We start from the raw sequence: 25222 nt of genomic DNA, 5'->3' as shown, positions 1-25222 counted from the left end.
CGCTCAGGCGTCGATCCGGGTGCCCGGTTCGAGGCGCCGGTACTCGGTCTTCGACAGCGCGGTGTACTGGCGGTCGAGCACGCCGAAGCCGTTGGCGTTGAGCAGCGCGTCGTGCAGGGCGAACGCCCGCCGCGGGGCGACCGCCCGGATGAAGTCGACCACCTCGGAGAACTTCGACCAGGGCGCGTGGATCGGGGCGAAGAGCGTGTCGACCTGGACGTCGTCGGGGACGACGAGCGCGTCGCCCGGGTGGTAGACGACGTCGTTGAACAGGTAGCCGATGTTCTGGACGACGGGAATGTCGGGGTGGATGACCGCGTGCTGGCCGCCGTACGCGCGGACCGCCACCCCGGCCGCGGTGAACGACTCGCCGGGCGTGACCACGGTCAGCGCCTCGGCGACGTCCCCGAGCACCCCGGTGAGGGAGGCCGGGCCGTAGATCCGGGCGGGCCGCCGGTCCAGCGCCCGGGTCAGCGTCTCGACGTCCACATGGTCCGGGTGCTCGTGGGTGATCAGCACCGCGTCCGCCCCGTCCAGCGCCGCCGGATCGCTGAAGACTCCGGGGTCCACGGCCAGCACTCCCCCGTCGTGCTCCAGCCGGAGGCAGGAGTGGGCGTACTTGGTGAGCTGCATCGTGACTCCTCGATTATCGAATCGTGACGTCCTCAGCGCAGTCTGCCGGAACCGGCGCGGTGTCGCGTCGCGTCCGACGTATCGGTCCCGCAGCGGGGCCGTCGAAGGATCGGAGCGGGGACATGAGGATACGGGACAGCCGCCGCCGGGGCCGGGCGCTCGCGGCGGCCGGGCTGCTGGTGGTGTTGGGCGTCGGGGCCTGCAGCGCGGGCGGTGACTCGGGTGACAACGCCGGTTCGGCCGCCCAGCCGCAGTCGGTGGCGGGTGGGGCGGCGGACCGGGACCAGGCCGCGCCGGAGAAGGCGCAGTCCGGCGCGGGCGGCGCGGACCTGCGGGTCGACCAGCGGGCGATCATCTACACCGGAACGCTCCAGGTGCGGGTGGACGACGTGGAGCGGGCGGCCCGCGAGGCGAGCACGGCGGCGACGGCGGCGGGCGGCTTCGTCGGCGGCGACCAGCGCAACAGCGACTCGGCGGACGCGCGGGCCGAGCTGACCCTGCGGGTGCCGGCGGAGCGGTTCACGACCGTGCTGGAGGCGCTGGTCAAGCTCGGCGACCAGGAGCGGCGCGAGGTCCGCACCGAGGACGTCACCGAGGAGACCGTGGACCTGGACGCCCGGATCGCCACCCAGCGGGCCCGGGTGGACAGCGCCCGGCGGCTGCTGGCCCGGGCCACCTCGATCACCGACCTGGTCACGCTGGAGAACGAGGTGGGCCGCCGGGAGGCGGACCTGGCCTCGCTGGAGGCGAAGAAGCGGCGGCTCGCCGACCTGACCGCGCTCTCCACCATCACGGTGACCTTCGTCGGTCCGGAGGCCGCGGCCGTCGAGGACGAGGAGGACCTCGGCTTCCTGGCCGGGCTGCGGGGCGGCTGGTCGGCGTTCCTGGGCTCGCTGCGGGTGGCGCTCACCGTGCTGGGCGCGGTGCTGCCGTTCGCGGTGGCGATCGGCGTTCCGGTCGCGCTCGTGCTGGCCCTGGCCCGCCGGCGCCGTCGGCGTACGCCGCCGGGCGGCCCGGCGCTGCCGGAGGGTCCGGTGCCTAGCGGGCCGCCGCCAGTGCCCGCAGCGCGGTCTGGACCATGAGGCGTACGCCGACCGGGATGGCGCGCTCGTCCACGTCGAACGAGGCCCGGTGCAGGTCCACGTTGGGCCCGTTCCGGCCGACGCCGAGGCGGGCGAGCGCGCCGGGCACGTGCTCCAGGTACCAGGAGAAGTCCTCGCCGCCCATGCTCTGCGGGGTCTCGGCGATGCCCTCGGGCCCGAGCGCGGCCGCGGTGGCGGCGGTGAGCACGCCGATGGCCCGGGCGTCGTTGGTGACCGGGGGCCGGCCGCGCAGGTATTCGAGGTCGACGGTGGCGCCGGTGGGGGCGAGGACGTCCCGCACCACCTGAGCCACGATCTTCGGGGCCTGGTCCCAGGTGTCGCGGTCCATCACCCGCAGGGTGCCGGCGGCGCAGGCCTCGGAGGGGATGACGTTGTAGCGGGTGCCGGCCGAGGCGTGGCCGAACACCAGCAGCAGCCCGCTGTTGGCCGGCACCCGGCGGCTGACCAGGGTCGGCACCTCGGTGACCAGCCGGCCCAGCGCGTCGACCAGGTCGACGGTCAGGTGAGGGCGGGCGGTGTGCCCGCCGGGGCCGGTCAGCCGGACGGTGACGTTGTCGGCGGCGGCGGTGATCGGGCCGACCCGCAGGCCGACCTTGCCGACCGGCAGGTTCGGGTCGCAGTGGACCGCGAAGATCTGCACCACGTCGTCCAGGCCGCCGGCCTCGATGACCTCCAGCGAGCCGCAGGGCAGGATCTCCTCGGCCGGCTGGAAGATGAGCCGCACGCGGCCGTCGAGCTGGCCGAGGTCGGCGAGCTGGGCGAGCAGCATGCCCACGCCGAGCATCACGGTGGTGTGCACGTCGTGCCCGCAGGCGTGGCAGACCCCGTCCACGGTGGACCGGTACGGCACGTCCTTCGGGTCGCTGAGCGGCAGCGCGTCGATGTCGGCGCGGAGTGCGATCACCGGGCCGTCCGGGCGCCCGTCGATGTCGCAGATGACGCCGTTGCCCTTCGGCAGCAGGCGCGGCTTCAGCCCGGCGAGGGAGAGCTCCCGGTGCACCAGGGCGGCCGTCTCGAACTCCTCGCCCGACAGCTCCGGGTGGGAGTGGATGTGACGGCGGGTGGCGATGAGGCCCGGTACGCGCAGCGCAAGCAGATGGTCGAGTTCCAGGGGCAGGGGCTGGGACCCGGTCGGCGCCTCCGGCCAGGACGACGCCAGCTGGCTGCCGGACGGCAGCGTCAACGCACTCGTCACGTCGAATTCTCGATCACTAGAGATGGATGGATCATCGGGGAGAACAGCAGACAGCCTAGACCTCCGGCGGTGACGCTGCGCAACATCTTTCGCGTAGCGGTCGGACCGCGCAGCGTCACGAATGCCCTGGTGAGAGGGCCCGAATATCTGCGGGACAGCAGGTAGATCGCGGTCGAACGCCGTCATCTGCCCCACACCTCCTACAACGCGTAACCGATTCAACGGTCACCAAAACCCGGGCCGTCGTTCCGAATTGTCGCATTAGTCGCGACAATTAACTGCCGCTCGGACAATTGCGCGACAACGGTCGGCTGTCGGACGACTCCTCACGGTGACATGGCGGCCCCGCGTGCGACCGCACAGGCTGTCCGTCCGGTTCACCCGACCGGGTTACCCGCAATCCCGATCCGCACACGCGCGCCGGCTCCGGCCACGCTGCCCGACGGCCCCGGGAGCGGCGCCCGGGCGGCGTCGCCCGGGGAGGATCCGCACCGAGCCGTCACCGCCCCCGCCGCGTGCGGGGAGACCATCGACTGTACGCCGCCGCGATGCGTTCGCCCAGGTCAGCGCGAGATCGGGAACGCGACGGCGGCCCGCACCGGACACCGCACGGGGTGCCGGGCGGGCCGCCCTCGTCGACTTAGAACCGGTCGCTCGGCCGGTGGATCCCCCACACGTCGCGCAGCGTTCCGCACACCTCACCGACGGTGGCCCGGGCGCGCAGCGCCTCCCGCATCGGGTAGAGCACGTTGGCGTCACCCTCGGCCGCCGCCCGCAGCTCGGCCAGCGCGCGCTCGACCGCACCGGAGTCCCGCTGGGCGCGCAGCTTGGCCAGCCGCTCCGCCTGGCCGACCTCGATCGTCGGGTCGACCCGCAGCGGCTCGTACGGCTCCTCCTCGTCGATCCGGAAGCGGTTGAGCCCGACCACCACCCGCTCGCCGGAGTCGATCTCCTGGGCGATCCGGTACGCGGACTGCTCGATCTCCCGCTTCTGGAAGCCCGCCTCGATGGCGTCCACCGCCGAACCGTGGTCGAAGACCCGCTGCATCAGCTCGTCGGCGGCCGTCTCCAGCTCGGCGGTCATCGCCTCCACCACGTACGACCCGGCGAACGGGTCCACGGTGGCCGTCAGGTCCGTCTCGTACGCCAGCACCTGCTGGGTGCGCAGCGCCAGCCGGGCCGCCTTCTCGGTGGGCAGCGCGATCGCCTCGTCGAAGCTGTTGGTGTGCAGCGACTGGGTGCCGCCGAGCACCGCGCCCAGGCCCTGGACCGCCACCCGCACCAGGTTCACCTCCGGCTGCTGGGCGGTGAGCTGCACGCCGGCGGTCTGGGTGTGGAACCGCAGCATCATGGACTTCGGGTTCTTCGCCCCGAACTCGTCGCGCATGAGCCGGGCCCAGATGCGCCGGGCCGCCCGGAACTTGGCGACCTCCTCCAGCAGCGTGGTGCGCGCCACGAAGAAGAACGACAGCCGGGGCGCGAAGTCGTCCACGGCCAGGCCGGCGGCCAGCGCCGCCCGGACGTACTCCACGCCGTTGGCCAGGGTGAACGCGATCTCCTGCGCGGGCGACGCGCCGGCCTCGGCCATGTGGTAGCCGGAGATGGAGATGGTGTTCCACTTCGGCACCTCGGCCCGGCAGTAGGCGAAGGTGTCGGCGACCAGCCGCAGCGAGGGCTTCGGCGGGAAGATGTACGTCCCCCGGGCGATGTACTCCTTGAGGATGTCGTTCTGGATGGTGCCGTTGAGCGCCGCGCCCGGCACCCCGGACTCCTCCGCCACGAGCTGGTAGAGCAGGAGCAGCACCGAGCCGGGCGCGTTGATGGTCATCGAGGTGGAGACCTTGTCCAGCGGGATGCCGTCGAAGAGCGTCCGCATGTCCTCGATGGAGTCGATGGCCACGCCCACCTTGCCGACCTCGCCGTGCGCGATCGGGTCGTCCGAGTCGTACCCCATCTGGGTGGGCAGGTCGAAGGCGACGGAGAGGCCCATGGTGCCGGCGCGCAGCAGCTGGTGGTAGCGGGCGTTGCTCTCGGTGGCGGTGCCGAAGCCGGCGTACTGCCGCATGGTCCACGGCCGGGAGGTGTACATCGTCGGGTAGACCCCGCGGGTGTACGGGTATTCACCCGGGCCGCCCAGCCGGGAGTCCAGGTCCTCCGGAAGGTCGGCCGCCGTGTAGACGCCCTTGATCGGGAAACCCGACTCGCTTGACCGCGCTTCGCTCATTACCGGATGGTAGGACGCGGTCGCCGTTCGTTGGGTGAGGGATACCGCACACCGCGACGGCGCGCATCGACCGGAGGTGAGTAGCTGGCCACATACCGTCGAGTAGGTAAACGTCCGCCGCGTCGGGTTTCGCATCGGGCGTCGGAACCAGCAAGATAGTGGGGTTGTGTCCCAGCCCCCTCGATATCCCCCGGTGGCTTTTCTGTGACTCAGATCCCGACGTGGAGCGGCGGACCCGCCAGTCCCCCCACTGGACGCGCAGCATCCGGCACCACCATCGGTGGCCGCTACTCGCTGCGCTCCCCGGTGGGCAACGGCGGCATGGGCACGGTCTGGCGCGCGACAGACACCCTGCTGCGCCGCGACGTGGCGGTGAAGGAGGTCGTCCTCCCGCCGGGGCTCGCCCCCAGCGACCGCGACGCACTGTACGAACGGACCCTCCGCGAGGCCCGCGCGGCCGCCGCGATCCAGCACCCCGCCGTGGTCCAGGTCTACGACGTGGTCACCGAGGGTGGCCGGCCGTGGATCGTGATGGAGCTGCTGGACGCCCGCAGCCTGGCCGACATGGTGATCGAGGACGGGCCGGTGGCGCCCCGCGCGGTCGCCAAGATCGGCATCGCCCTGCTCGGCGCGCTGGAGGTGGCGCACGCGATCGGCGTGCTGCACCGCGACGTCAAGCCGGCCAACGTGCTGATCTGCACCGACGGCCGGTGCGTGCTGACCGACTTCGGCGTGGCCCGGATGCCCACCGACGTGCAGCTCACGACGCCCGGCATGGTGCTCGGCTCGCCGCACTTCATCTCGCCCGAGCGGGCCATGGGCCAGGAGTTCGGCCCGCCCAGCGACCTCTTCTCGCTCGGCGTGACGCTCTACACCGCCGTCGAGGGGCGTCCCCCGTTCGACAAGGGCGACCCGATCGAGACCATGCACGCCGTGGTCGAGGACCCGCCGGCCACCCCGCAGCGCAGCGGCCCGCTGACCCGCGTGCTGATGGGCCTGCTGGAGAAGGACCCGGCCCGCCGGCTGGACGTGCACACCGCCCGAGGCATGCTGCGCGAGCTGCTCGCCGGCCCGCTGACCAGCACCGCCACGGCGGTCAACTCGGTCACCGACCCGTACGCGGTGGTGCCGGTGCAGCGGCCGTCGACCCCGCCGGCGATCATCACGCCCGAACCGAAGCCGGGCGGCCAGATCGGCGGCCGGGCGATGATCGGCCCCGGCGAGTCGCTGACCGACCGGCTCGCCGCCCTGCGCCGCGGCGAGCGGCCGGACTCCGCGGCGGCCGGTGGCGCCGCGCTCGACGAGACCAGCGCCGACGCCCTGGCCGGCCCACTGCACACCCCGACCGGGGCGATGTCCTCGGCCGGCGCGGCCCCGGAGGCCACCCAGCGCATCTCGCCCGACGCCACCCAGCGGCTCGGCCACACCGCCGGACCGGACGCCACCCAGCGCGTGCCCGGCCACCCGGACGCCACCCAGCCGGTCTACGGCCGGGGCGCCGACGCCACCCAGCCGGTCTACGGCGGCAACCAGTGGTCGGTGCCCGGCACCGGCCAGCCGTGGACGACGACCCCGGGCGCCGCGCCGGCCGACGGCGGCGCGCTCGGCCGCGCCAAGGGTGTCGGCAGCCAGCTCGTCGGCCGGGTGAAGGCCTGGCCGCGCAAGGTCCAGCTCGCCGCCGCCGCGGGCGTGGCCGTGCTGCTCCTGGTCGGCGTGATCGCGCTGACCAGCGGCGGCGACGACGCACCGCCGCCGATCGTGGGCGCGCTGCCCTCGGCGACGGTCGAGGCTCCGCCCGTGGACATGCAGGCGCAGTCGGTCAAGGGCGTCAACGTGCAGGTGCCGAAGGGCTGGGACCGCAAGACCGGTGGCGTCTTCGTCGACTTCGTCGACCCGGAGACCGCGGGCCGCAAGGTACGCGTCCTCGCCGAGGAGTGGAACGGCACCTCGGTCAGCTGGGCCGAGTTCGCCTCCCGCAACCTGCGGGACAAGAGCAAGTCGTGCGCCAAGCCCTACGAGCAGCTGGAGATGAGCGAGTCGACGCTGGCCGGCAAGCCCGCCGCCGGGTTCGAATACACCTGCGGTGACGGCGACGCGAAGCGACACGGCATGTGGCGCGGCGTGGTGCAGGACGGCAAGGTCTACTCGTTCTACCTGACCGCGAACGAGGCCGACTTCGCGGCGAGCAAGCCGATCTTCGAGGCGATGGCGCGGTCGTTCCAGCTCACCGGAGCCAACTGAGTCGAGGCCGACGGCCGATGGTGATCCGCCGCCATGCTTTCATGAGGCAATGGCGGCGGACACCACTGACCTTGACGACCTTCGCGCCCGGGCCGAGCGCTGGCTCGACGACGACCCCGACCCGGCCGACCAGGACGAGCTGCGCGCCGTCCTCGCCGGGCTGCCCGGCAGCGCACCCGAGCTGGCCGACCGGTTCGCCGGCCCGCTGACCTTCGGCACCGCCGGGCTGCGCGGCCCGCTGCGCGCCGGCCCGAACGGGATGAACCTCGCGGTGGTCACCCAGGCCGCCGCCGGGCTGATCGGCTGGCTCGCCGCCCAGGGCGGCGAGGGCCCGCTGGTGATCGGGTACGACGCCCGGCACGGCTCCCGGGCCTTCGCCGAGCGCACCGCCCAGGTGGCCACCGGCGCGGGCCGCCCGGCGCTGCTGCTGCCCCGCCCGCTGCCCACCCCGGTGCTGGCCTTCGCGGTGCGGCACCTCGGCGCGGTGGCCGGCGTGATGGTCACGGCCAGCCACAACCCGCCCCAGGACAACGGCTACAAGGTCTACCTGGGCGCGCAGCTCGGCGGGGAGCTGGGCGCGGGCGCGCAGATCGTGCCGCCGGCCGACGCCGGCATCGAGGCGGCCATCCGGGCGGTCGGCCCGCTGGCCGGGGTGCCGCTCGGCCCGGCCGGCCAGGTGCTGGGCGACGACCTGGTCGCCGCGTACGTGGAGCGGGCCGCCGCGGTGGTCGACCCGGCCGGCTCGCGGGACCTCAAGGTGGCGTACACGCCGCTGCACGGGGTGGGCGCCGCGGTGCTGACCGCCGCGTTCGCGCGCGCCGGTTTCGCGACGCCCGGCGTGGTGCCCGAGCAGGCTGAGCCCGATCCGGCCTTCCCGACGGTCAACTTCCCCAACCCGGAGGAGCCGGGCGCGGTGGACAAGCTGGTCGCGCTGGCCGGCAGCACCGGCGCGGACATCGCCATCGCCAACGACCCGGACGCGGACCGGTGCGCGGTGGCCGTGCCGGCGGACGGGAGCTGGCGGATGCTGCGCGGCGACGAGGTGGGCGCGCTGCTCGCCGACCACCTGATGCGGCGCGGCGTGACCGGCCTGTACGCCACCACGATCGTCTCCTCCACCCTGCTCCGGGCCATGGCCGCGGCGCGGGGCCTGCCCTACGACGAGACGCTGACCGGGTTCAAGTGGATCGTCCGGGCCGGGGGCGGCCGGGAGCCGCTGGTCTTCGGCTACGAGGAGGCGCTCGGCTACTGCGTCGCGCCGGAGCACGTCCGGGACAAGGACGGCATCACGGCCGCGCTGACCGTCGCCGAGCTGGCCGCCGGCCTCAAGGCCGAGGGCCGGACCCTGGCCGACCGGCTGGACGAGCTGGCCGCCGAGTTCGGCGTGCACCACACCGACCAGCTCTCGGCCCGGGTGGAGGACCTGCGGCTGATCGCCGAGATGATGACCCGCATCCGGGCGGCCACTCCGACATCGCTGCTCGGGCACCCGGTCACCGAGGCGTCCGACCTGCTCCCCGAGTCGGACGTGGTGATCCTGCGCACCGACGCCGCCCGGGTGGTGATCCGCCCCTCCGGCACCGAGCCGAAGCTCAAGGCGTACCTGGAGGTGGTGGAGCCGGTGACGGACGGCGACGTTCCCGCGGCCCGCCACCGCGCCCGGCTGGCGGTGGCCGACCTCCGCACCGAGATCGCGGCCGCCCTCGGCCTCTGACCCGCGCCTGCTCAGCGGTGATCATGAAGTTAGCGGTGGAGAAAGCGGTTGCCAGCGCCGCTAACTTCATGATCAACGGGCGATAGTGGCGGTCAGGGTCAGGGGCGCTTGCCCAGGGCGGCGTCGACCGCCTGGGCCAGGGCGGCGATCACCAGGCTGACGCTGGGGCGGACGACGCTGTCGTCGAGGCTCACCGTGCCGGAGAAGCCGGCACCCGTGGCGATCTCCGCCAGGCGCGTGCCGGCGTCGTCGGCCGCCGCGCCGGTCAGGCCCAACGCCGGCTCCATCCGCAGCACCGCCACCAGGGTGGCGAGCGCGGCGGTCCGCTCGTCGGGGAGCTGCCCGACGGTCAGCGCCTCGGCCAGCCGCTGCCGGATGTCGGCCTCCACCGAGGCGTCCGCGACCGGGTAGCGGTGCACGTGGATGAAGCCCAGCTCGGTCTCGTCGATGTCCCGGACCACGCCCCGGCCGCAGAGGTCGCCGAGGATCCGGTCGCGCAGGCCGTGCCGCAGCCGCTGCACCCACGAGGACGGGGTGTGCGGGGTGTCGGCGGCGATCCGGGCGAGGACCTCGTCGGCGATCGGCTCCCCGGTCGGCGCGGGGTCGAGCACCGCCAGGTTCCCGTCGGCGTACGCGATCCGGCCGGCCAGGGCCAGCTCCACCAGCACCGCGGCGGCCATGCCGAGGTCCAGGCTGATCCGCGGCATGGTGGCCTTGCCGGTTTCGTCGTCATAGGCGAGGAGCAGCAGCTCTTCCGCGAGCGCAACACCAGTCATGGCCGCAGACGCTAGCGGGTACGCGCACCCCGCGCACGAACTCCCCGTCGATGGCGTGCCGCCGCCGGCGTGGGCGGGATTCACGCCCGTCCACGCCGGTCCGCATCCTCAGTGCCGGTCAGCCGAGCGTGTCGGTGCGGCTGGCCTGGAGCAGCAGCCCGTAGTGCAGCACGCGGTGTCGGGGAGCCAACTCAAGGTACTCGTGGGCGAGCAGCTCGCCGGTGGTGGGATTGAAGACCAGCAACATCTGCGCCCGCTGCGGATTCTGCGGCCGGTCCGCCGGTGGGGTGAGGTCGGCGGTGACGGCCAGGCCCCAGCGCCCCGCCCGGTCGACGACCCGCCCGCGCCATGCGAAACCGGGCTTGGCGGCCAGGATGGTCAGGACATCGACGCGGCCCCGCCGTGGGACCAGGTGCCGGACGTACAGGTCGTACACGGCCTTGGCTACGTCGCCCGCCGGCTGGTCGGTCCGCAGCAGGCGGGCGAGCGCCGCCCGCTCGGTGGGCAACCCCCGGCCCCCGTTCGGATCCCGCGGTTCCTCGACGGGCCCTCCGGGCGGCGGGGTCGACCCACCGATGGCGGGCCCGGACAGCTGCTTCGTCCAGTAGTCCCGGGACGCTGTGTCCGGAAACTCCATGTCCAACACCGTCGTGTCCGACCACCGACGACCGTCGGGCGTCGCCCAGCTTCGGCTTTCCTCCACGAAACTGGCCAGGTATCCCTCCGGCGACTCCTGGATCACGCCGCCCCAGGACTTGACGCGGTGGTAGGCGTACCGGCCGCCCTCCCGGTCGGAGGGGGCGTCCGCGACCTGTCGGGCGAGCGCCCGCAGGTGCGGCCCGGCCGGTTCGGCGTCGGTGGCGATCTCGTAAGCCACCGGTTGGAGCACCACCCCGTCCAACGGCTTCGGCGGCCTCGATCCGGTGGGCGCCGTGCCACGCCTGAGGACCGGCACCAGGCCGGCAGAGGCAACTGCGCCCGCCGCGACGACGGCGCCGGCCAGGACGAGACGACGGCTGGTGAGCGGGCGGGCCGACGCCGCAGGAGGAAGTGTGCTGGTCGCCGCCCGGACGATCAGGTCGTGGGCGGAAACCGGCGCCGGCGGCACGACGACGTCACGCGCCGGGTCGGCCGGGCCCAGGAGGTTTCGGACCTGCTGCGTGTGCATGGTGCTCCTCTCAGACATGGGCGGACGCCGACCGGGGGTCACGCAGCGGTGGGCGGGAGGCCAGGGCGGAACGCAGTCGACGCCGGGCTCGGAACAGCCGGACCGCGGCGGCGGACCGGGTACAGCCGAGGGCGATGGCCGCATCCGCGACGCTGAGGTCCTCCCAACCGATCAGCCGGAGGATCTCCTGGTCCGCCTCGGGCAACTCGGCCAGCGCACGGCGCAGGTCGAGCACCGGCGCCACGGCGTCGGGCTCGACGAGCCCTGCCGGTACGTGGTCCGCCGCGGCGAGCGGGAGCAGGGTGGGAGCGGCGCGCCCGTGCCGCCACCGGTTCGCCACCGTGTGGCGCGCGACGGAGTAGAGCCACGGGAGGGGGTTTTCGGGGACCTCGCTCCGCCGCCGCCACGCGACGACGAACACGTCCTGGGCGAGTTCGGCGGCCGCGTCGGCGTCCGGAAGTCGCCGCAGCCCGTACCTGACGATGGCCGGGTAGTGCCGGGCGTAGAGGCTGGTGAACCAGGCCTCAGCCCGCTCACCCACGGGTGTCATCTGATCGCTCTCCCGACCGGAGTTCCTGACAGGGACACCAGGTATGTGTCAGCGGCGGGGCGGATCGTTACCGGTGGGCGGCGGCGCGCCGGAGAACGTCGTACGGGCACCGCCCCGGTTCGGGCCGGGGCGGTGGGCCCGTCGGGAAGGAATCAGAAGCGGGGCATGCCGCCGAACTGGCGGTCCCCGGCGTCGCCGAGGCCCGGGACGATGAACATCCGGTCGTTGAGGCCCTCGTCGATCGAGGCGGTGACCAGGCGCAACGGCAGCCCGGACCGCTCCAGTCGCTCGATGCCGACCGGCGCGGCCAGCACGCAGAGCACGGTGATGTCGGTGCAGCCGCGGTCGGCGAGCAGCCGGCAGCAGTGCTCCAGCGAGCCGCCGGTGGCCAGCATCGGGTCGAGCACCAGCACCGGCAGGCCGGCGAGGTCCCGGGGCAGCGACTCCATGTACGCGCGCGGCTCGTACGTCTTCTCGTCGCGGGCCAGGCCGACGAAGCCCATCGACGACTCGGGCAGGAGGCCGAGCGCGGCGTCGGCCATGCCGAGACCGGCCCGCAGCACCGGCACCAGCAACGGCGGGTTCGCCAGCCGGGTGCCCTCGGTGGCGGTGACCGGGGTCTGGATCGAGTACTTCTCGACGGGGAACGAGCGCGCGGCCTCGTACACCAGCATGGTGGTGAGTTCGTGCAGCGCGGCCCGGAACGACGCGGAGTCGGTCCGGGCGTCCCGCATGGCGGTCAGCCGCGCCTGGGCGAGCGGGTGGTCAATGACGTGTACGTCCACGATCGCTCAACCTACCGGTCGGGAGGCGAGCGCATCGCGGGTGCGGGCGGACCAGCGACGCCGCTCACGTGCGAGCGCCGCCACCGGCCCGCCGTGACCAAGATCACTCGGCCCGCGGGTGCGTAGTATTCGGGGCATGACGGCGACAGCGACGTCGGCCCGGTCGGACCTCTCCGAGCTGGGACGATCCGAGACCGCTCTGCGGACCTTCCTGCACGGCCTGCCCGGCGTGGACCAGGTCGGCGCGGAGCAGCGGGCGGCACAGCTCGGCACCCGCTCCATCAAGACCACCGCGAAGGCCCAGGCCATCGACCTGGCGATCCGGATGGTCGACCTGACCACGCTCGAAGGGGCCGACACCCCCGGCAAGGTGCGGGCGCTCGCCGCCAAGGCGCTGCGCCCCGACCCGGCCGACCCGTCCTGCCCCCACGTCGGCGCCGTCTGCGTCTACCCCGCGATGGTCCCGTACGTGGCGGAGGTGCTGGCCGGTAGCGGCGTGCACCTGGCCAGCGTGGCGACCGCCTTCCCGTCCGGCCAGGCCCCCCTGGAGGTCAAGCTCGCCGACACCCGGGCGGCCGTCGCGGCCGGCGCGGACGAGATCGACATGGTGATCAACCGGGGCGCCTTCCTGTCCGGCCGCTACAAGGAGGTCTACGACGAGATCGTGGCCACCAAGGAGGCCTGCGGGGACGCGCACCTCAAGGTGATCCTGGAGACCGGCGAGCTGGCCACCTACGACAACGTGCGCCGCGCCTCCTGGCTGGCCATGCTGGCGGGCGGCGACTTCATCAAGACCTCCACCGGCAAGGTTCCGGTCGCGGCCACCCCGCCGGTGACCCTGGTGATGCTGGAGGCCGTCCGTGACTTCCGCGCCGCCACGGGGCGGCAGGTCGGCGTGAAGCCGGCCGGCGGCATCAAGACCACCAAGGACGCGATCAAGTACCTGGTCATGGTCAACGAGACCGTCGGCCCGGACTGGCTGGACCCGGACTGGTTCCGGTTCGGCGCGTCCAGCCTCCTGAACGACCTGCTCATGCAGCGCACCAAGCTGACGACCGGCGTCTACGCCGGCCCCGACTACTTCACCCTGGACTGAGCGCGATGTTCGAATACGCACCCGCCCCCGAGTCGCGCTCGGTGGTGGACATCAAGCCCTCGTACGGGCTCTTCGTCGACGGCAAGTTCGTCGACCCGACCGACGGCGGCAGCTTCAAGTCGATCAACCCGGCCTCCGAGGAGGTGCTGGCCGAGATCGCCGAGGCCGGCAGCCAGGACGTGGACCGCGCGGTCCGCGCGGCCCGCGAGGCGTACGAGAGGGTCTGGGGTCCGATGCCGGGCCGGGACCGGGCGAAGTACCTGTTCCGGATCGCCCGGATCATCCAGGAGCGCTCCCGCGAGCTGGCCGTGCTGGAGTCGCTGGACAACGGCAAGCCGATCAAGGAGTCCCGCGACGTCGACGTGCCCCTGGTCGCCGCCCACTTCTTCTACTACGCGGGCTGGGCCGACAAGCTGGAGCACGCCGGCTTCGGTGCGAACCCCCGGCCGCTCGGCGTCGCCGCCCAGGTCATCCCGTGGAACTTCCCGCTGCTCATGCTGGCCTGGAAGATCGCTCCGGCGCTCGCGGCCGGCAACACGGTGGTGCTCAAGCCGGCCGAGACGACCCCGCTGACCGCGCTGCTCTTCGCCGAGATCTGCCAGCAGGCCGACCTGCCGGCCGGCGTGGTCAACATCGTCACCGGCGCCGGCGAGACCGGCCGCGCCCTGGTCGAGCACCCCGGCGTGGACAAGGTCGCCTTCACCGGCTCCACCGAGGTCGGCAAGGCCATCGCCCGGGCGGTCGCCGGCACCCGCAAGAAGCTCACCCTGGAGCTGGGCGGCAAGGCCGCCAACATCGTCTTCGACGACGCCCCGGTCGACCAGGCCGTCGAGGGCATCGTCAACGGCATCTTCTTCAACCAGGGGCACGTCTGCTGCGCCGGCTCCCGGCTGCTGGTCCAGGAGTCGGTCGCCGACCGGGTGCTGGAGTCGCTGAAGCGGCGGATGGCCCAGCTCCGCGTCGGCGACCCGCTGGACAAGAACACCGACATCGGCGCGATCAACTCGGCCGCGCAGCTGGCCCGCATCCGGGAGCTGTCGGAGGCCGGCGCCGCCGAGGGCGCCGAGCGCTGGTCGCCGCCGTGCGAGCTGCCGGACCGCGGGTTCTGGTTCGCGCCGACCATCTTCACCGGCGTCACCCAGGCGCACCGGATCGCCCGCGAGGAGATCTTCGGCCCGGTGCTGTCCGTGCTGACCTTCCGCACCCCGGCCGAGGCCGTGGAGAAGGCCAACAACACGCCGTACGGGCTGTCGGCCGGGATCTGGACCGACAAGGGCTCGCGGATCCTGTGGATGGCCGACCGGCTGCGCGCCGGCGTGGTCTGGGCCAACACGTTCAACAAGTTCGACCCCACCTCGCCGTTCGGCGGCTACAAGGAGTCGGGCTACGGTCGCGAGGGCGGCCGGCACGGGCTGGAGGCGTACCTCAATGTCTGAGCGGGTCGCGGTACGCAAGACGTACAAGCTCTTCATCGGCGGGAAGTTCCCGCGCAGCGAGTCGGGACGGTCGTATCTCGTGCAGGACTCCAACGTGTCGCTGGCCTCCCGCAAGGACGCGCGGGACGCGGTCCTCGCCGCCCGGGCCGCCGTGAAGGGCTGGGCCGGGGCGACCGCGTACAACCGCGGTCAGATCCTCTACCGGGTCGCCGAGATGCTGGAGGGCCGGCGGGACCAGTTCGTCGCCCTCGGCGCGTCCGCCGGCGAGGTCGACGCGGCCATCGACCGCTGGGTCTGGTACGCCGGCTGGTCCGACAAGCTTCCCCAGGTCTACGGCGGGGCGAACCCGGTGGCCGGGCCGTACTTCAACCTGTCCGCGCCCGAGCCGACCGGCGTGGTGGCCGTGGTGGCCCCCGAGTCCCCGGCGCTGCTCGGCCTGGTGAGCGTGGTCGCCCCGGCGATCGTCACCGGCAACACCGTGGTGGTGGCCGCCTCCCCGGCGGCGCCGCTGGCGGCCGTGACCCTGGCCGAGGTGCTGGCGACCTCCGACCTGCCGGGCGGGGTGGTGAACATCCTCACCGGCCGGCTGTCGGAGACCGTGCCGACGCTGGCCTCGCACATGGACGTCAACGCCATCGACCTGACCGGGGTCGCCGACGCCGACCTGGCCGCCGAGCTGGAGGTCAAGGCCGCGGAGAACCTCAAGCGGGTGCTCCGGCCGGCCCCGGCCGACAACGACTGGTACGCGGACCCCGGCATCGCCCGGATGACCACGCTCCTGGAGACCAAGACCGTCTGGCACCCCAAGGGCGTGTGAGTTCCCCTCTACTACGCGAGGTAGGATTACGGGGTGACTCGGCTCGGTGATCTGGAACGTGCGGTGATGGACGTGCTGTGGGACTCGGTCCCCGCCACGTCGGACGGCGTGACCGTACGCGAGGTCGCCGACGCCCTCGACGGGCGTGAGCTGGCGTACACGACGGTGATGACCGTGCTCGACCGGCTCGCCGGCAAGGGCATGGTGCAGCGCGAGCGGGAGGGGCGGGCCTGGCGTTACCGGCCCGCCGCCACCCGCGAGGCGCACATCGCCCAGCTCATGCTCGACGCCCTCGACCTCGGCGGCAGCCGGGACGCCGCGCTGGTGCGCTTCGCCCGCTCGGTGACCGGCACCGAGGCGGACGTGCTGCGCGCGGCGCTCAGCGCCGAGGCCGGGCTGACCGACCGGGTCGACGACCCGCGGGCCGGCGGCCCGGCGCTCGACGAGGCGACGGACCGGTAGGGCGGCCGCCGTGGCGTACGCCCTGCACTTCGCCGCGACCATCCTGGCCTGCTGGCTGACGGCGCAGGTCCTGGCCGCCGCGCGGTGGACCTGGCAGGCCCCGCGGGTGGCGATCGTCTGCTGGCAGGCGGTCGGGCTGGCGCTCGGCCTCTCCGCCATGGGGCTGCCCATGGCGCTGGGCCTGAGCGCGTACGAGCTGCCGACCGGGAGCGCGCTGCTGACGCTCGTCGACGATCTGGCCCACGGCACGCTGCCGGCCGGGCTGGGCGCGCTGCACCTGGGCCTGGTCGGGGTCGGTTTCGGTATCGGCGCGGTGTTGCTCACCACGACCGTGCGCAGCATCCACGGCACCGTACGCGCCCAGCGCCGGCACCGGGAGCTGCTCAGCCTTGTGGCCCGGCGCGATCCCACCGTGCCCGGCGCGCTGGTGCTCGACCACCCGAGCGCGGCGGCGTACTGCCTGCCCGGGGTGAAGCCGCGGGTGGTGGTCAGCGCCGGCACGCTCAGCCTGCTCGACCGCAGCGAGCTGGCGGCGGTGCTCACCCACGAGCGGGCGCACGCCCAGGAGCGGCACGATCTGGTGCTGCTGCCGTTCACGGCGCTCTGCCGGGCGCTGCCCTGGTTCCGCTGGGTGCGGGACGCCCACGAGCGGGTGGCGCTGCTGGTCGAGATGCGCGCCGACGACAAGGCCCGGGAGCTGCACGCCGGAGCGCCGCTGGCGGGGGCCCTGCGCCGGTTCGCCGCCGCCGGGCACCGGGTCACCCCGGCCGGCACGCTGGGCCTGGGCGACCGCGACCTCGACGTGCGCGTGCAGCGGCTCATGGTCGCCGACCGGCCGCCGCGGGTGCTCGGCGCCACCGCGTTGTCCGTCGCGACCATGCTGGTCGCCCTGCCGATCTCCCTTTTCCTGAGCTGACCGACGGGAAGCCGACGCCCGGCCCGCACCGGACCGCATAGGTAGGCACGCTACGTGTAGGCTCGCTATGACAAGCGAGTCAACTAGTGGGAGGACGGCCATGGATCCCCTGCTCCTCGCCCGCCTGCAGTTCGCCACGACCACCTCGATCCACTTCCTCTTCGTGGTGGTCACCCTCGGCCTGGTCACCCTGCTGGTCGGCCTGCAGACGGCCGGCTTCGTCACCGGCAAGCCGGTCTACGAGCGGCTCACCCGCTTCTGGGGTCAGCTCTACGTGATCAACTACGTGCTCGGGATAGCCACCGGGATCGTCATGGAGTTCCAGTTCGGGCTGAACTGGAGCGGCCTCTCGCGCTACGTCGGCAACGTGTTCGGGGCGCCGCTGGCCATCGAGACGCTGGTCGCCTTCTTCCTGGAGTCCACGTTCCTCGGCATGTGGATCTTCGGCTGGCACCGGCTGCGGCGCGGCGTCCACCTGGCGCTGCTCTGGGGCGTCGCGCTCACCGCGTACGCCTCGGCGTTCTGGATCATGGTGGCCAACGCGTGGCTCCAGCACCCGGTCGGCTACGAGGTGCGCGACGGCGTCGCCCACCTCACCGACTTCGGCGCGCTGCTCACCAACCCCACCCTCGGCTTCGCCTTCGGCCACGTGGTCTCGGCCGGTCTGGTCACCGGCGGGATGCTGATGGCCGCGGTCAGCGCCTGGCACCTGCTCCGGCGTACCCCGGACTTCCTGCTGTTCCGGAAGTCGCTGCGGATCGGTCTCATCACCGCGGCGCTCGCGGTGACCACACTCCAGGGCTTCGGTTTCGCGCAGTTCGGCCCGGTCGGGGAACTCCAGCCGACCAAGTTCGGCGGCGGGGCCGACCGCGACGCGATGGTCGCCGAGTGGACGGCGAGGTTCGGGCCCGGCGACTACACCCCGCCGGCGCTGTCCAACGTCGGCCTGGGCTTCATGATCCTCATCGGCCTCACGCTGGGCTGCGCCTGGTTGCTGCTGCCGCTGCTCTGGCGGGACTGGATCATCCGGCTCAAGTTCCCGCTCTGGCTCGTGCTGCTCGCCGTGCCGCTGCCCTTCGTCGCGGTGATCCTCGGCTGGATCGCCCGCGAGGTGGGGCGCCAGCCCTGGGTCGCGTACGGGCTGCTGCCCACCGGGCAGGCCGTCTCACCGGTGAGCCCCGGGCTCATGCTCACCTCGCTGATCGGCTTCACCCTGCTGCTCGGCACCCTCGCCGTCACCAACTGGGTGCTGCTGGTCCGGCACGCCGCCCGGGGCGCGCACGACCCCGCGCTCGGCCGGCCGCCCGCGCCGGACACCGACCACCACCCCCACCCCGTGTTCGCCTGAGGGAGCCCCGCCGTGGAACTCGCCTGGTACGCCCTGCTCGGCCTCTTCTTCGCCACCTACCTCGTGCTCGGCGGCTACGACTACGGCGTCGGGCTGCTGCTGGCCCGGGGCGCCACACCCCAGGCGCGCCGGGCCGCGCTGAACGCGGTGGGGCCGTTCTTCCTCGGCAACGAGGTCTGGCTGGTGGCCGCCGTCGGCATCCTGTTCGGCGCCTTCCCCACCCTGGAGGGCGAGCTGCTCTCCGGTCTCTACCCGGCCGTGCTCGGCGCGCTCGCCGGGGTGGTGCTGGTGACCGCCGGCGTGCAGCTCCGCAGCCGGCCGCGCTCCGGGGCGGCCCGCGCCTTCTGGGACCGGGTGGTGGTCGCCGGCAGCGTGCTCGCCGCGCTCGGCTGGGGCGCGCTGCTCGGCGGGCTGCTCCAGGGCGTGCCGCCGGCCGACCACGGGCACCCCGCCGGGGTCGGCCACCTGTTCACCCCGTTCGTGGCCGCCGCCGCGCTGGCGCTGCTCGCGCTGGTCGCCGTGCAGGGTGCGACCTTCCTCACGCTGCGGCTGCCGGCCGCCGACCTGCCGTCGGTCGCCCGGCTGGCCCGTGGCCTGGTGCCGGCGGCGCTCACCGCGGTCGCCACCGCCACCGTCCTGGGCCTGCTCTCCGATCGGGTACGCGCCGCGGTGGCCCGCCCGGCGGTCGCCGTACTCCTGCCGTTGGCGCTGGTGGCGGCCCTGCTGGTGGCCCGCGCGGCGCTGCGCCGGGGCCGGGCCGGGCTGGCCTTCGCGGCGACCAGCGCGGCGCTGGCACTGCCGGCGCCGCTGGTCGGCGCGGCGCTCTGGCCCCGGGTGCTGGTCTCCACCGTCGACCCGGCAACCTCGCTGACCGTGGCCGACGCCGCCGCGAGCCGGCCGACGTTGGCGCTGCTGGGCTGGCTGGTGCTGCCGCTCGTGCCGGCCCTACTAGGCTTTCAGGCGATGTGCTGGTGGGTGTTCCGGGGACGGACCGACGGCAGGGCACCGGTGTACTGGTGAACCGCCGCCCGTTCGACCCGCGGCTGCTGCGCCGGGTCCCCGCGGCCCGGCGCGACCTCGCCGTGCTCGCGGTGCTCGGCGGGCTGACCGCGCTGCTGGTGGTCGCGCAGGCCACCGCGCTGGCCACCCTGCTGGCCACCGCGATCGACGGGCGGCTGCACCGTCCGGCGCTGGCCGGCTTCGTGGCGGCGGTCGCGGCCCGGGCACTGGTCAGCTGGGCGCAGGGCACCGTGGCGGCCCGGGCGGCGGCCACGGTCAAGGCGGCGCTCCGGGCCGACCTGCTGCGCGCGGTCGGCCGGCACGGCCCCACCTGGGTCGCCGGCCGGCGTGCCGGGCAGCTCGCCACCCTGGCCGGGCGCGGCCTGGACGCGCTCGACCCCTACTTCACCGGCTACCTGCCGCAGCTCGTGCTGAGCGTGACCGTGCCGCTGGCCGTGCTGGCCCGGATCGTGCTCGCCGACTGGAGCTCGGCGCTGATCATCGCGCTGACCATCCCGCTCATCCCGGTCTTCGGTGCGCTGCTCGGCTGGCAGGCGCAGGCCGCCACCGAGCGGCAGTGGCGGCGCCTGTCGCTGCTCGGCGGGCACTTCCTCGACATGGTGGCCGGGCTGCCCACGCTGCGCGCGTTCGGCCGGGCCCGGGCGCAGGTCGACGTCGTACGCCGGATGGCGGACGGGCACCGCCAGGCCACCATGAAGACCCTGCGGATCGCCTTCCTGTCCGCGCTGGTCCTCGAACTGGTCGCCACCCTCTCGGTGGCGCTGGTCGCCGTGCCGGTCGGCATCCGGCTGCTCGGCGGCGGGATCACCCTCTCCACCGCGCTGCTGGTGCTGCTGCTCACCCCGGAGGCGTACCTGCCGCTGCGCGCGGCGGGCAGCCGGTTCCACGCCAGCATGGAAGGGCTGACCGCCCTGGACGAGGCGCTCACCCTCTCCGCGACGCCCGAGGCGGCCACACCGGGAGCCGCCCGCCCGGCCCCGGACGGCCGCGGCGAGATCCGCTTCGAGGGCGTGACCGTCGCGTACGAGCGGACCACGGCGCTGCGGGACGTCACGCTCACCATCCGTCCCGGCGAGCGGATCGCCGTCATCGGGCCCAGCGGGGCGGGCAAGACCACGCTGCTCAACCTGCTGCTCGGCTTCGTCACGCCGACCGCCGGCCGGGTCACCGTCGACGGGGTGGACCTCGCCGAGGTCGACCTCGACGCCTGGCGACGGCAGCTGGCCTGGGTGCCGCAGCGGGCCCACCTCTTCGCCGGCTCGCTGGCCGACAACATCCGCCTGGGCGCCCCCGACACCACCGGCGCCGCGCTGGCCGGCGCGGTCACCGACGCCGCGCTGGACGAGGTGGTCGCCGCCCTGCCCGACGGGCTCGGCACCACGCTCGGCGAGCGCGGGCACGGCCTGTCCAGCGGGCAGCGGCAGCGGGTCGCGCTGGCCCGGGCGTTCCTCCGGGACGCCCCGCTCGTGCTCCTCGACGAACCGACCGCCCGGCTGGACAGCGCCAGCGAGGCGGTCGTCCTCGCGGCCACCCGGCGGCTCGTCGCCGGGCGTACCGCGCTGCTGGTCGCGCACCGGCCGGCGCTGCTGGAGGACGCCGACCGGATCCTCCGCGTCGAGGACGGCCGCGTCACCGAGCTGAGCCGCGTACCGGCCGGGAAGGTGACGCCGTGACCGACGGACCCGAGCGGGCGGTGCTGCGGCTGGCCCGGCCCTACCTGGGCCGCCTGCTGGGCGCCGGGCTGCTCGCCGCGGCCACCGAGTTCGCCGGGCTGGCCCTGATGGCCACCGCCACCTGGCTGCTGATGAGCGCCGCCGGCCGGCCGCCGCTGGACCGGCTGACCGTGGCGATCGTCGCGGTGCGGGCGCTCGCAGTCAGCCGGGGCGTGTTCCGCTACACCGAGCGGCTGGCCGGGCACGACGCCGTGCTGCGCATGATCACCGACGTCCGGGCCCGGGTCTTCGCCACCCTCGTCGCCCGGCGCGACGCCGCCCAGCGCACCGGCGACGCGCTGAGCCGGCTGGTCTCCGACGTCGAGGCGGTGCAGGACCTGCTGCTGCGGGTGCTGGTGCCGGGCGCGGCGGCCGCGCTGGTGAGCGTGCTGGCCGTCGGGAGCGCCGCGCTGATCTCGCTGCCGGCCGCCGGCGTACTCGCCGTCGGGCTGCTGGTGGCCGGGGCGGCGCTGCCCGCGCTGGCCGCCGGGCTGACCCGGCGGGCCGCCGACGAGGTGGCCCCGCTGCGCGGCGCGCTCGCGGTGGACGCGGTCGACCTGACGCACGGCGCCGCCGACCTGGCCGCCTTCGGCGCGACCGGCACGGCGCTGGCCGCGGCCGAGACCCGGGCCGGTCGCCTGGCCCGGCTGGAACGCCGGCTCGCCGCGACCGGCTTCGCGGTGGACGCGGCCGGGGTGCTGGTCGGCGGGCTCACCGCCGCCGCCGCGGTGGTTGTGGCGCTGCGCGCGGGCGTCGGCGGGGTGCTCGTCGGCGTCCTGGCCGTGGGCACGCTGGCCGCCGTCGAGGTGGCCCTCGCGCTGGTCGGGGCAGCCCGGCAGCGCACCCAGCTCCGCGCCGGCCTGGCCCGGGTGGCCGACCTGCTCACCGAGGCCGGGGAGCCGGCGCCCACCGCACCTGCCGGACCGGCGGCCGGCGGGCACGACGTCCGGTTCGCGGGCGTGACCGTCCGCTACCGGGAGGGGGCGGCGCCCGCGCTGGCCGGGGTCGACCTGGACCTGCCCGCCGGCCGGCGGGTGGCCGTGGTCGGGCCGAGCGGTGCCGGCAAGAGCACCCTGGCCGCGGCGCTCACCGGCGCGGTACGCCCCGACGCCGGCCGGGTCACCGTGGGCGGCGTGGACGTGGCCGACCAGCCGGCCGAGGAACTGCCGCGGGTGGTCGGCGGCCTGCTCGCCGAGGCGTACGTCTTCCACGCCACGGTCCGCGAGAACCTGCTGCTCGGGCGGCCCCGCGCCGACGAGGCGGAGCTGACCGCCGCCACCCGGGCCGCCGGCCTGCTGGATTGGGTACGCGCCCAGCCGGAGGGCTGGGAGACCGTTGTCGGCGAGCAGGGCGGGCAGCTCTCCGGCGGGCAGCGGCAGCGGCTCGCGCTGGCCCGCGCACTGCTGGCCGCCCCACCGGTCCTGGTGCTCGACGAGCCGACCGAAGGGCTCGACCCGGCGGCCGCGGACGCCGTGCTCGCCTCGGCGCTGGCCGCCACCCCGGCCGGGCACTCCGTGCTGCTGATCAGCCACCGGCTCAGCGGCCTGGCGGGGCTGGACGAGATCGTGGTGCTCGACGCCGGCCGGGTGGTGCAGCGCGGCCGGCACGAGGAGCTGGTGGCCCGGCCGGGCTGGTACCGGGAGCAGTGGCTCCTCCAGGAGGCGGCCGAGCGCGGCTACCTGGCCCTGGCCCCCTGAGCGGCTTTCCGGGGTTTTCCCCGACGCGGCCGGCCCGGCACGGGTGGCAGGGTGGTGCCATGCGGGGGCACAAGGAGATCCGCGTCGAGGAGCGGCTGCGCGAGCTGGCCGGGCAGCTGCACGGGCCGGCCCGGCTCAAGGCGGACCTGCTGACCGAGGCACGGCACGCGCTGGAGGACGCCGTCGAGGCGTACCGGGAGGGCGGCCTGCCGGTCGCGGAGGCCGAGCGGCGGGCGGTGGCCGAGTTCGGCACTCCGGGCCAGCTCGCTCCCGGCTACCAGGCCGAGCTGGCGGCCGGAGCGCTGCGCGGGCTGGCGCTGCGGGCGCTGGCGGTGGCGGTGGTGCTGATGGCCGGCGGCGACCTGACCTGGCAGGGGTCGAGCTGGAGCGACGGGCCCCGCCCACCGGAGGGTTACCTGCTGCTCTCCGCCTCGCTGCACGGGATCTGGGGCCTGGTCGCCGCGCTGGCCCTGGCCGGGCTGCTGCTCGGGCTGCTCGCCGCCCGGAGCGGGTCGCCCCGGTTGCCCCGACTGGCCCACGCCGTGGGTTACGGGCTGACCGGTGGGCTGGCGCTCGGCGCGCTCGCCGGCAGCGCCCTGTTCGGCTGGTCGGTCCAGCTGTGGGACGCGGCGCTGACCTGGCCCCCGATGATCATCGGGGCGGTGCTGGTCAGCGCGGGCTGGTTCGCCCTGGCCCGGGCCGCCCGCTGCTGGCTGCGGACCACCCTCGGGCCGCGCGTCGCCGGCTGACGTGCCGGCGGCCCGCGGACGGCCGGCGGCCCGCGGACGGCCGGCGGCCCGCGGACGGCCGGCGGCCTGTGAACGGCCGGCGGCCTGAGGACGGCCGGCGCCTGCGGACGGCTGGCGGTGTCAGGCTGGGGTGGCGGGCGGCGCCCCGGCGCCGAGGAAGCGGCCTACGGTGGCGCTGAACTCCTGCCACCCGGCACGTTCCCCGGCGAGCGCCCGGCCGCCGGCCTCGGTGAGCTCGTAGGTGCGCCGCTCCCGGCCGTTGACGGTGCTCCAGGCGCTGGCCACGTAGCCGGCCCGCTCCAGGCGGCGCAGCGCCGGATAGATGGTGCCGGTGGGCAGGTCCAGGGTGCCGCCGCTGCGGGCCCGGAGCGCCTCGATGATCGCGTAGCCGTGCAGCGCGCCCTGCTCCAGCACCGCGAGCAGCAGCGCATCCAGGTGTCCGTGCAGCGCCTGGGCCTTCATGTGTAGCAAGACTACTTGTCCGCGGGTCGGGACGCCACCGGGGTGCGGCTCCCGGCGACGGTGGGACGCCCACTAGGGTATGTGCGCAGAGTCACTCGGCGGCCGACCGCCGCCGGGTGGGCAACCCGAAGCACACGGAGGTCAGCGTGGCCCGCCAGTCGCCCCAACGGCCCGACGCCGACGAGCCCGAGCTCGACGACACCACCGCGTCGGCCGCAGCAGACGAGGTCGAGGTCGACCGCCCGGCGGCCGACCGCGCGCTCTGGGACGAGCTGCGGATCGACCCGGTGGAGATCGCCCTGCCCGCCGGCACGGGCTTCACGCTGCGGGCCTACCGGCCGGCGCGGGAGCTGACTCCGACCGACGTCGCCGAGCGCGACCAGGACGACCCCTTCCTGGCCCGTCGCCAGGTCGTCGAGGCCGAGGACGACGAGGAGGTGGTGATCCTCGACGAGGAGTTCGCCGCCCTCGCCGCCGAGGAGGACGAGGACGCCGACGACGAGAAGCGGGCCGGGCGCGGCCGGCGCGGCAAGGCCGAGGCGGCCGCCGACGAGACCACGGACGAGGCGGACACCGCCGAGGCGGACGAGGACGAGGCGGACGAGGACGAGGCGGACGCCGCCGCGGGCGACGAGGAGGTGCCGGCCTTCCTCACCCACCGCGGCAAGCTGCTGCTGTTCAAGACCCCGGAGTCGCTGGTCAGTTTCATCCGTTCCGGTGCGCCCAACGACCTGTCTCAACTGGACAGCTGGAATGAACTGTCTGAACGGGTTGAACCGGCCGACATCGCCCCGCTGGACGAGGACACCTACGAGCTCGACCTGGTAGTGGAGAATCTCCGCGGCGGCCACGACGCGTGGGACCCGACGCTGCTGATCGAGGCCGGCGAGGTCGCCCGTGACCTGGCGTACGCCCTGCGGCTACCGGCGGTGCTCGACATGCTCTCCGCGGGGTCCAGCCTGGACGACCTGGACGAGGCGCTGCGCGCTTCTGTCAACGGCGGAATCGGTGGATTCCTGGGCCGGCGCCGGCTGAAGAAAATCGGGGCACAAACCGCAAGTTTGGGTTGGCGCACCATTGTCGGCAAGATCTCTGCTGTTGTGGACTGGCGCGACTGA

The 25222-nt window shown here is 74.3% G+C and carries 21 protein-coding genes and 1 pseudogene; 14 read left to right on the top strand and 8 right to left on the bottom strand.

Going from position 1 to position 25222, the window contains the following annotated elements:
* Positions 1-3: 3 nt before the first annotated feature.
* Positions 4-633, bottom strand: coding sequence for an MBL fold metallo-hydrolase (locus tag ABZ452_RS10030; RefSeq protein WP_357940887.1), 630 nt, complete (start codon positions 631-633; stop codon positions 4-6).
* A 122-nt stretch (positions 634-755) separates the two neighbouring features.
* On the opposite strand from ABZ452_RS10030, the gene ABZ452_RS10025 reads away from it, so the two are divergent.
* Positions 756-1715 (top strand): DUF4349 domain-containing protein, encoded by a 960-nt coding sequence (locus ABZ452_RS10025; RefSeq protein WP_357940885.1) that lies wholly within the window; start codon positions 756-758, stop codon positions 1713-1715.
* Here the strand turns inward: ABZ452_RS10025 and ABZ452_RS10020 are convergent.
* Positions 1672-2931 (bottom strand): amidohydrolase, encoded by a 1260-nt coding sequence (locus ABZ452_RS10020; RefSeq protein WP_091260439.1) that lies wholly within the window; start codon positions 2929-2931, stop codon positions 1672-1674. The genes ABZ452_RS10025 and ABZ452_RS10020 overlap by 44 nt on opposite strands.
* A 640-nt stretch (positions 2932-3571) precedes the next feature.
* Positions 3572-5155 (bottom strand): methylmalonyl-CoA mutase family protein, encoded by a 1584-nt coding sequence (locus ABZ452_RS10015; RefSeq protein ID WP_357940883.1) that lies wholly within the window; start codon positions 5153-5155, stop codon positions 3572-3574.
* A gap of 204 nt (positions 5156-5359) precedes the next feature.
* Here ABZ452_RS10015 and ABZ452_RS10010 point away from each other — a divergent pair, with 204 nt between their 5' ends.
* Positions 5360-7396 carry a protein kinase gene (locus ABZ452_RS10010; protein ID WP_357940881.1) on the top strand — a complete coding sequence of 679 codons (2037 nt, stop codon included), beginning with the start codon at positions 5360-5362 and terminating at the stop codon, positions 7394-7396.
* A 49-nt stretch (positions 7397-7445) separates the two neighbouring features.
* Positions 7446-9110 (top strand): phospho-sugar mutase, encoded by a 1665-nt coding sequence (locus tag ABZ452_RS10005; protein WP_357940879.1) that lies wholly within the window; start codon positions 7446-7448, stop codon positions 9108-9110.
* Positions 9111-9208: 98 nt separating this feature from the next.
* On the opposite strand, the gene ABZ452_RS10000 is transcribed toward ABZ452_RS10005, so the two are convergent.
* From ABZ452_RS10000 to upp, 4 genes are all read right to left on the bottom strand, one after another.
* Positions 9209-9886 (bottom strand): GPP34 family phosphoprotein, encoded by a 678-nt coding sequence (locus tag ABZ452_RS10000; protein ID WP_357940877.1) that lies wholly within the window; start codon positions 9884-9886, stop codon positions 9209-9211.
* A gap of 118 nt (positions 9887-10004) precedes the next feature.
* Complete coding sequence (locus ABZ452_RS09995; protein WP_357940875.1) at positions 10005-11054, bottom strand: hypothetical protein; 1050 nt, start codon at positions 11052-11054, stop codon at positions 10005-10007.
* A 10-nt stretch (positions 11055-11064) separates the two neighbouring features.
* Entirely contained in the window at positions 11065-11604 is a 540-nt protein-coding gene (locus tag ABZ452_RS09990) for a sigma-70 family RNA polymerase sigma factor (protein WP_357940873.1), read from the bottom strand.
* 152 nt (positions 11605-11756) lie between these two features.
* Entirely contained in the window at positions 11757-12389 is a 633-nt protein-coding gene (gene upp, locus ABZ452_RS09985) for a uracil phosphoribosyltransferase (protein ID WP_357940871.1), read from the bottom strand.
* A 136-nt stretch (positions 12390-12525) separates the two neighbouring features.
* Here upp and deoC point away from each other — a divergent pair, with 136 nt between their 5' ends.
* The 10 genes and pseudogenes from deoC (at position 12526) to ABZ452_RS09935 (ending at position 23642) form a co-directional block, all read left to right on the top strand.
* Entirely contained in the window at positions 12526-13485 is a 960-nt protein-coding gene (gene deoC / locus ABZ452_RS09980) for a deoxyribose-phosphate aldolase (RefSeq protein ID WP_357940869.1), read from the top strand.
* 5 nt (positions 13486-13490) lie between these two features.
* On the top strand, positions 13491-14921 hold the full coding sequence (locus ABZ452_RS09975) for an aldehyde dehydrogenase family protein (RefSeq protein WP_357940867.1): 1431 nt from the start codon (positions 13491-13493) through the stop codon (positions 14919-14921).
* On the top strand, positions 14914-15738 hold the full coding sequence (locus ABZ452_RS09970; RefSeq protein ID WP_357940865.1) for an aldehyde dehydrogenase family protein: 825 nt from the start codon (positions 14914-14916) through the stop codon (positions 15736-15738). Before ABZ452_RS09975 ends, ABZ452_RS09970 begins: the two co-directional genes overlap by 8 nt.
* A 33-nt stretch (positions 15739-15771) precedes the next feature.
* Positions 15772-16200 carry a BlaI/MecI/CopY family transcriptional regulator gene (locus tag ABZ452_RS09965; protein WP_357940863.1) on the top strand — a complete coding sequence of 143 codons (429 nt, stop codon included), beginning with the start codon at positions 15772-15774 and terminating at the stop codon, positions 16198-16200.
* 10 nt (positions 16201-16210) lie between these two features.
* A complete protein-coding gene (locus ABZ452_RS09960) occupies positions 16211-17116 on the top strand; it encodes a M56 family metallopeptidase (RefSeq protein ID WP_357940861.1) in 906 nt (301 codons plus the stop codon).
* 100 nt (positions 17117-17216) lie between these two features.
* Positions 17217-18464 (top strand): cytochrome ubiquinol oxidase subunit I, encoded by a 1248-nt coding sequence (locus ABZ452_RS09955; protein ID WP_357940859.1) that lies wholly within the window; start codon positions 17217-17219, stop codon positions 18462-18464.
* Between the two features lie 12 nt (positions 18465-18476).
* On the top strand, positions 18477-19484 hold the full coding sequence (locus ABZ452_RS09950) for a cytochrome d ubiquinol oxidase subunit II (protein ID WP_357940857.1): 1008 nt from the start codon (positions 18477-18479) through the stop codon (positions 19482-19484).
* Positions 19481-21157, top strand: a complete 1677-nt coding sequence (cydD, locus tag ABZ452_RS09945; RefSeq protein ID WP_357940855.1) for a thiol reductant ABC exporter subunit CydD — start codon at positions 19481-19483, stop codon at positions 21155-21157. Before ABZ452_RS09950 ends, cydD begins: the two co-directional genes overlap by 4 nt.
* A 20-nt stretch (positions 21158-21177) precedes the next feature.
* Positions 21178-22893 (top strand): annotated as a pseudogene (gene cydC / locus ABZ452_RS09940) (thiol reductant ABC exporter subunit CydC); the annotation flags it as partial.
* A gap of 59 nt (positions 22894-22952) precedes the next feature.
* On the top strand, positions 22953-23642 hold the full coding sequence (locus ABZ452_RS09935) for a permease prefix domain 1-containing protein (RefSeq protein ID WP_357940853.1): 690 nt from the start codon (positions 22953-22955) through the stop codon (positions 23640-23642).
* 120 nt (positions 23643-23762) lie between these two features.
* Here ABZ452_RS09935 and ABZ452_RS09930 read toward each other — a convergent pair whose 3' ends face one another.
* Entirely contained in the window at positions 23763-24104 is a 342-nt protein-coding gene (locus ABZ452_RS09930; protein WP_357940851.1) for a helix-turn-helix transcriptional regulator, read from the bottom strand.
* 116 nt (positions 24105-24220) lie between these two features.
* On the opposite strand from ABZ452_RS09930, the gene ABZ452_RS09925 reads away from it, so the two are divergent.
* On the top strand, positions 24221-25222 hold the full coding sequence (locus ABZ452_RS09925; protein ID WP_357940849.1) for a DNA primase: 1002 nt from the start codon (positions 24221-24223) through the stop codon (positions 25220-25222).

The organism is Micromonospora sp. NPDC005707 (assembly GCF_040631005.1).
Classification (GTDB): Bacteria; Actinomycetota; Actinomycetes; order Mycobacteriales; family Micromonosporaceae; genus Micromonospora.
This window is presented reverse-complemented; position numbering and strand designations above follow the sequence as displayed.

Excerpts from the sequence above, each read along its gene's own strand:
- ABZ452_RS09995 (WP_357940875.1), bottom strand. The coding sequence starts at position 11,054 with ATGCACACGCAGCAGGTCCGAAACCTCCTGGGCCCGGCCGACCCGGCG.
- ABZ452_RS09930 (WP_357940851.1), bottom strand. The coding sequence starts at position 24,104 with ATGAAGGCCCAGGCGCTGCACGGACACCTGGATGCGCTGCTGCTCGCG.
- ABZ452_RS10025 (WP_357940885.1), top strand. The coding sequence starts at position 756 with ATGAGGATACGGGACAGCCGCCGCCGGGGCCGGGCGCTCGCGGCGGCC.
- ABZ452_RS09935 (WP_357940853.1), top strand. The coding sequence starts at position 22,953 with ATGCGGGGGCACAAGGAGATCCGCGTCGAGGAGCGGCTGCGCGAGCTG.
- ABZ452_RS10005 (WP_357940879.1), top strand. The coding sequence starts at position 7,446 with ATGGCGGCGGACACCACTGACCTTGACGACCTTCGCGCCCGGGCCGAG.
- ABZ452_RS10015 (WP_357940883.1), bottom strand. The coding sequence starts at position 5,155 with ATGAGCGAAGCGCGGTCAAGCGAGTCGGGTTTCCCGATCAAGGGCGTC.
- ABZ452_RS10000 (WP_357940877.1), bottom strand. The coding sequence starts at position 9,886 with ATGACTGGTGTTGCGCTCGCGGAAGAGCTGCTGCTCCTCGCCTATGAC.
- ABZ452_RS09955 (WP_357940859.1), top strand. The coding sequence starts at position 17,217 with ATGGATCCCCTGCTCCTCGCCCGCCTGCAGTTCGCCACGACCACCTCG.
- ABZ452_RS09990 (WP_357940873.1), bottom strand. The coding sequence starts at position 11,604 with ATGACACCCGTGGGTGAGCGGGCTGAGGCCTGGTTCACCAGCCTCTAC.
- ABZ452_RS10030 (WP_357940887.1), bottom strand. The coding sequence starts at position 633 with ATGCAGCTCACCAAGTACGCCCACTCCTGCCTCCGGCTGGAGCACGAC.
- ABZ452_RS09975 (WP_357940867.1), top strand. The coding sequence starts at position 13,491 with ATGTTCGAATACGCACCCGCCCCCGAGTCGCGCTCGGTGGTGGACATC.
- deoC (WP_357940869.1), top strand. The coding sequence starts at position 12,526 with ATGACGGCGACAGCGACGTCGGCCCGGTCGGACCTCTCCGAGCTGGGA.
- ABZ452_RS09970 (WP_357940865.1), top strand. The coding sequence starts at position 14,914 with ATGTCTGAGCGGGTCGCGGTACGCAAGACGTACAAGCTCTTCATCGGC.